This is a genomic window from Streptomyces sp. NRRL B-3229, from assembly GCF_000719505.1.
Classification (GTDB): Bacteria; Actinomycetota; Actinomycetes; order Streptomycetales; family Streptomycetaceae; genus Streptomyces; species Streptomyces griseorubiginosus.
This window is the reverse complement of the sequence record NZ_JOGP01000054.1, coordinates 1-5388: the sequence shown is the minus strand read 5'-3', so window position 1 is coordinate 5388 and position 5388 is coordinate 1. Positions and strand designations below refer to the sequence as shown.

Below are 5388 nucleotides of genomic sequence, written 5' to 3'. Positions count from 1 at the left end.
CGGCAAAGCCATCGACGTGCGCGTGGCCCACCACTTCGTCGTACGGGGCGGACTCATCGTCCGCTTCGAACAGTTCGTCGACACCGCACTCGTCCGCGACGCCATGACGCCCTGAGGGGGCTCCTCTGTGCGGGACGGGCCCTGTTCCGGCCCGTCCCGTCACCGTCCTGGCAGGATGACGTCATGGAACGTGTGCTTGGAATCGGCGGTTACTTCCTGCGGGCCACCGACCCCGCGGCCCTGAGCGCCTGGTACCGCGACTGCCTGGGGCTGGAGGCCGACGAGAACGGTCTGTGGCGTCCGGAGGCCGGTCCCACGGTGTTCGCGGCCTTCGAGGCCGGGACCGACTACTTCGGGTCCCGCACCCAGCAGACCATGCTCAACTTCCGGGTCCGCGACCTGGACGCGATGCTCGCCCAGCTGCGCGCGGGGGGAGCGGACGTGGCCGACGCGACGCAGGACATGGAGGGCGTCGGCCGCTTCGGCTGGGTCACGGACCCGGAGGGCAACCGGATCGAACTGTGGCAGCCGGCCTGATCCTGCGGCAGCTGTACTGCCTTGGCCGGCGCCACCGGGCCGGAGCGAAGCCCCCCCCGCCCGCACCGGAACCGCTTACTCGTCGTCCGGGAACTCCCCCGCGAAGGCGTCCGCCATGCGCAGCCAGGGGGTCGCCTCCGCCTCGCGGCCCTGGCGTTGCAGAGTGCGGCCGAGCATCAGGTGGGCGTAGTGCTCCACCGGGTCACGCTCGACGATCAGCCGCAACTGTTCCTCCGCGCGCTTGAGTTGGGCGGAGTGGTAGTAGGCGCGGGCCAGCAGCAGGCGCGGGCCGGTCTGCTCGGGGGCCTCCTCGACGACCGCAGGGAGCAGCTTCGCGGCCGCGCTGTAGTCCCGCGCGTCGAACAGGAGTCGGGCCCGCTCCCAGCGCTCGGCCGTGCTCTCCTCGCGCGCTCCGCCGGGGCCGTTGTCGAAAAGGTGCAGCGCGCTGGCCCAGCGGTCGGGGGCGACCCCGTCGCTCGCCGGGTAGGCGTTGAGGTTGTCGGTCATGGTTCCTCCCTCACCGAGAGCTCGGCCGTCTCCATTTGTTGACGCTTCAATCACCCCCTCGCAACACGCCCCCTCGACCGGCTATTCCGCGCCCCTCCCCCGCACGCTCACCGCCGCACCCCGCTCCTCACCCACCGATCGGCGGCACCGTCCCCGTCCTCGCCAGCTCCCGGTACCACAGTGCGCTGTCCTTGAGCGTGCGTCGCTGGGTGTCGTAGTCGACGTGGACGATGCCGAAGCGCTTCGAATAGCCGTACCCCCACTCGAAGTTGTCCATCAGCGACCATACGAAGTACCCCCGCAGATCGACCCCCGCGGCCAGCGCCCGGTGCGCCGCGGTGACGTGCCGGTGGAGGTAGTCGACCCGCTCGGGGTCGTGGACCGCGTGGGTGCCGTCGGGGCCGACGGTGACCCGGTCCTCGAAGGCCGCCCCGTTCTCGGTGATGACCAGCGGCTGGTCCGGGAACCGGGTGTGCAGGTCCAGGAGCAGCTCTTCGAGGCCGTCCGGGTCGATGTTCCAGCCCATGGCCGTGCGCGGACCCTCCTGCTCGACGAACTCGACCTGGGGCGAGCCGGGCCAGGGTGAACCGCCCATGTCCTTGTGGCCGTCGTTGTTCTGCCGTTCCGTCCCGCCGTCCCAGAGCCGGACCCGGGTGGTGGCGTAGTAGTTGACGCCGAGCAGGTCCAGCGGCTGGTGGATCCGGGCGAGGTCGCCGTCCCGTACGAACGACCAGTCGGTGATGCCGGCGGTGTCCTCGATGAGGTCCTTGGGGTAGTGGCCGCGCAGCAGGGGCTCGGTGAACGCTCGGTTGGCGAGGGCGTCGATACGGCGTACGGCCTCGTCGGCGCCGTCGCCCTCGCCGCGCAGGACATGGAAGTTGAGGGTGATCGAGTACTGCGGGTCGTTGGTGGTGACCGCCCTGAGCTGTTCGACCGCCAGCCCGTGGGCGAGGTTGAGATGGTGGACCGCGGTCAGCGCCTCGGCGCCGTCGGTGCGGCCGGGGGCGTGGGCGCCGGAGCCGTAGCCGAGGTAGGCGGAGCACCACGGTTCGTTCAGCGTGGTCCAGATCGCCACCCGGTCGCCGAGGGCCTCCCCGGCGATACGGGCGTACTCGGCGAAGGCCTCGGCGGTCGCCCGGTTCGTCCAGCCGCCCTCGTCCTCCAGGGCCTGGGGCAGGTCCCAGTGGTAGAGGGTCGCGACCGGGACGATGCTCCGCGCCAGCAGGCCGTCGACGAGGCGGCTGTAGAAGTCCAGCCCCTTGGGGTTGGCCGGGCCGCGGCCGGTGGGCTGGATGCGCGGCCAGGCTATGGAGAACCGGTACGCCTTCAGGCCCAGGGAGGCCATGAGGTCGAGGTCCGCTTCGAGGCGGTGGTAGTGGTCGGCGGCCACGTCGCCGGTGTCGCCGTTCCACGTCTTGCCCGGCGTGTGGGAGTAGGTGTCCCAGATGGAGGGACCGCGTCCGTCCTCGGTGGCGGCGCCCTCTATCTGGTAGGAGGCGGTCGCGGAGCCGATGAGGAAGTGGTCGGGGAAGGACGGGGACTGGTCTGTCGGCATGCGGGATCCCTTCGGGGGATGCTGAGGACTGCGGCCGGGATCCACGGTGATGTTAACGTTAACAAGCTGTCAAGGTCTCACCCGAAGAATCCCGCTCCCCTTCTTCCGCCCCGGAGTTCGCCCCGTGCCGACCTTCTCCAACCCCGTGCTCCCGGGCAGCCGTCCGGACCCGTCGATCTGCCGGGTCGGGGCGGACTACTACCTGGTCACGTCGTCGTTCGCGTACTTCCCCGGGCTGCCCGTCCACCACAGCCGCGACCTGGTGGGCTGGACCCCGCTCGGTCACGTCGTCGATCGTCCGACACAGGTGTCGCTGACCGGGCTGGACGTCTCGGACGGTCTGTGGGCCGCCACGATCCGCCATCACGAGGGCACCTTCTACGTGGTCGTGACTCTGGCGCGGGGCCGCCGGGGCAGTACCACGTACCTCTTCACGGCCGCGGATCCGGCCGGCCCGTGGTCGGACCCGGTCGCCCTGGACGCCGAGGGCATCGACCCCTCGCTCTTCTTCGACGACGACGGCCGTTGCTGGTTCACGGCATGCCGCGACGCCGCCGAGCCGGAGGTGACGGGCCCGGGCGAGCTGTGGATGCGTGAACTCGACCTGCACAGGCAGGAGTTGACCGGCCCCATGTACGCGCTCTGGTACGGCGCGGTGCGGGGTGCGTGGGTGGAGGCGCCGCACCTGTTCAAGCGGGACGGGGTGTACCACCTGATCGCCGCGGAGGGCGGCACCGAACACCATCACGCCGTCACCGCGGCCCGCGCCGAGTTCGTCACCGGCCCCTACACCACCGATCCCAGAAGCCCGTTGCTCACCCACCGCCACCGCGGGGCGGCCGAACCGGTCCACAACGTCGGTCATGCCGACCTCGTAGACACCCCGGCCGGTGAGACGTGGGCCGTGGTCCTGGGGACACGACCGACCGACGGTACCCACACGCTCGGCCGCGAGGTCTTCCTCGTCCCCGTCGAATGGACCGGCAGGGGCCCGGTGTTCGCGCCGTCGACGGGCCGGGTGGGTCTGTCGGAGCGACTGCCCGCGGGGGTCGCCGCACCTCCGGCCCAGGACGGGCGCCCGGTGCGGGACGACTTCGCCGGTCCCGGGCTGGGCCCGGAGTGGACCGGTCGGCGGGGGCCGGTAGACGACCTCGTGTCCCCGCTTCCCGGAGAGGGCGGCCTCACCATCCGCCTCTCCCCCGAGCCCCTCACCTCGACCGGGACACCCGCGTTCGTCGCCCGCCCGCAGCGGCACCTGCGGATGCGTGCCGCCGCCCGCGTCCGTCTGATCGCCCCCGAACCCGGGCAGGAGGCGGGGCTGGTCGTCTTCCAGAACGACCGCAGGCACGCGACCCTCGCCCTCACCGTCGACAGCGAGGGCACCCGGCAGGTCGTCCTGACCGCCGTGGAGGCGGGAATCTCCAGCCGCCTCGGGGCCGTGCCGGTCACCGGCGGCGAGGTCGTCCTGGCCGTGGACAGCGACGAGGCCGCCTACACCTTCCACGTCGAGGACGGCGCCCGGTCGACGGCCGTGGGCAGTATCGAGCGGCCCTTCTTCAGCGCGGAACGGGCCGGTGGCTTCGTGGGCGTCCACCTCGGCCTGTACGGCACCTCGGGCACGGGTGAAGGGGAGGCGCACGTGCGGTGGTTCGAGTACGTCCCCGCCGGGACCGAGGCACCGGCGGGGTGAGCCTCAGGAGTGCGCGCGGGGCGCGGCCGTGGTGTGCCGCACGACGAGTTCCGGGGTGAGCCTCCGGCGCTGCGCGGGCTCCCCGCCCAGCATCCGCACCAGTTGCTCGATGGCGCTGCGGCCGAGGTGGGCGAAGTCCTGGCGGACCGTGGTCAGGGCGGGCACCAGGAAGTCGGCGCCCTTCATGTCGTCGAAGCCGACGAGGGACACGTCCTGCGGCACTCTGACGCCCCGCTCGGCGAAGGCCGCCAGCACTCCCATGGCCATCAGGTCGTTCCCGGCGAAGACGGCGGTGGGCGGGCCGGCGTCGGCGTCGCAGAGCCGATGGGCGAGACGGAAGCCGCTCTCGGCACTGAAGTCGCCCTCCAGCAGGACTCCTTCGGCACCGGCGGCGGCGAGTTCGGCCCGCCAGCCCTCGACGCGCGCCCGGGCGTCGAAGGTGCGCAGCGCGCCCGTCAGATGGGCGATGTCCCGGTGTCCGAGTTCGAGGAGGTGACGGGCCGCGAGACGGGCGCCGAGTTCCTGGTCGACCTCGACGAAGCTCAGGTCGGGGTGGGACCCGCCGCCGAACATGACCACCGCCACCGGCACCTCGAAGGAGAGGCCGGACAGCGCCTCCACCGCGACGGGCCGGTCGGTGACGACCGCGATCGCCTCCACCGACTGGTCGGTGAGCCGCTGGAGCGTCTCGACGAGGTCGCCCGTGGTGCTCTCGCCCTGCCGGCTGGCCAGACTCACCCAGTAGCCGGCCGTCTTGGCGGCGGTCTCCACGCCGAGGAGGATGCGCGGCAGCTCGAAGAGGTCCGACCCCACGATCACCACCCCGATCGTGGAGGAGCGGCGGCTCTTGAGGGCCCTGGCGACGCTGTTGCGCCGGTAGCCCAGCTTCTGGATGGCCGCCTCGACGCGGGTGCGGGTCTCCGGGCGGACCGAGGGGTGGCCGTTGACGACACGGGAGACGGTGATGTGCGAGACGCCGGCTTCGCGGGCCACGTCCATCATGCCTGGCGGCCGGTCCATGTCACTCGTCCTCTGCCCTCGACCCCCGCGGGCGGCCCCGCGCCCGCAGCCGATCCTGCCACAGGCCACGGAGCGGGGC

General features: G+C 72.0%; 5 protein-coding genes and 1 pseudogene. 3 read left to right on the top strand and 3 right to left on the bottom strand.

Annotation, left to right across the window (positions count from 1 at the left end):
* Window positions 1-115, top strand: a pseudogene (locus IF54_RS40820) (DUF4440 domain-containing protein); the annotation flags it as partial.
* Between the two features lie 68 nt (window positions 116-183).
* Complete coding sequence (locus IF54_RS0138405) at window positions 184-537, top strand: VOC family protein (protein WP_030327311.1); 354 nt, start codon at window positions 184-186, stop codon at window positions 535-537.
* 75 nt (window positions 538-612) lie between these two features.
* Here the strand turns inward: IF54_RS0138405 and IF54_RS0138400 are convergent, their stop codons facing one another.
* A complete protein-coding gene (locus IF54_RS0138400; RefSeq protein ID WP_030327310.1) occupies window positions 613-1044 on the bottom strand; it encodes a tetratricopeptide repeat protein in 432 nt (143 codons plus the stop codon).
* 127 nt (window positions 1045-1171) lie between these two features.
* Complete coding sequence (locus IF54_RS0138395; protein ID WP_030327309.1) at window positions 1172-2599, bottom strand: GH1 family beta-glucosidase; 1428 nt, start codon at window positions 2597-2599, stop codon at window positions 1172-1174.
* A gap of 124 nt (window positions 2600-2723) precedes the next feature.
* Between IF54_RS0138395 and IF54_RS0138390 the strand changes: the two genes are divergently transcribed.
* Window positions 2724-4289, top strand: coding sequence for a glycoside hydrolase family 43 protein (locus IF54_RS0138390; RefSeq protein ID WP_030327308.1), 1566 nt, complete (start codon window positions 2724-2726; stop codon window positions 4287-4289).
* Between the two features lie 3 nt (window positions 4290-4292).
* On the opposite strand, the gene IF54_RS0138385 is transcribed toward IF54_RS0138390, so the two are convergent.
* Window positions 4293-5309, bottom strand: a complete 1017-nt coding sequence (locus tag IF54_RS0138385; RefSeq protein ID WP_030327307.1) for a LacI family DNA-binding transcriptional regulator — start codon at window positions 5307-5309, stop codon at window positions 4293-4295.
* Between the last annotated feature and the right edge of the window lie 79 nt (window positions 5310-5388).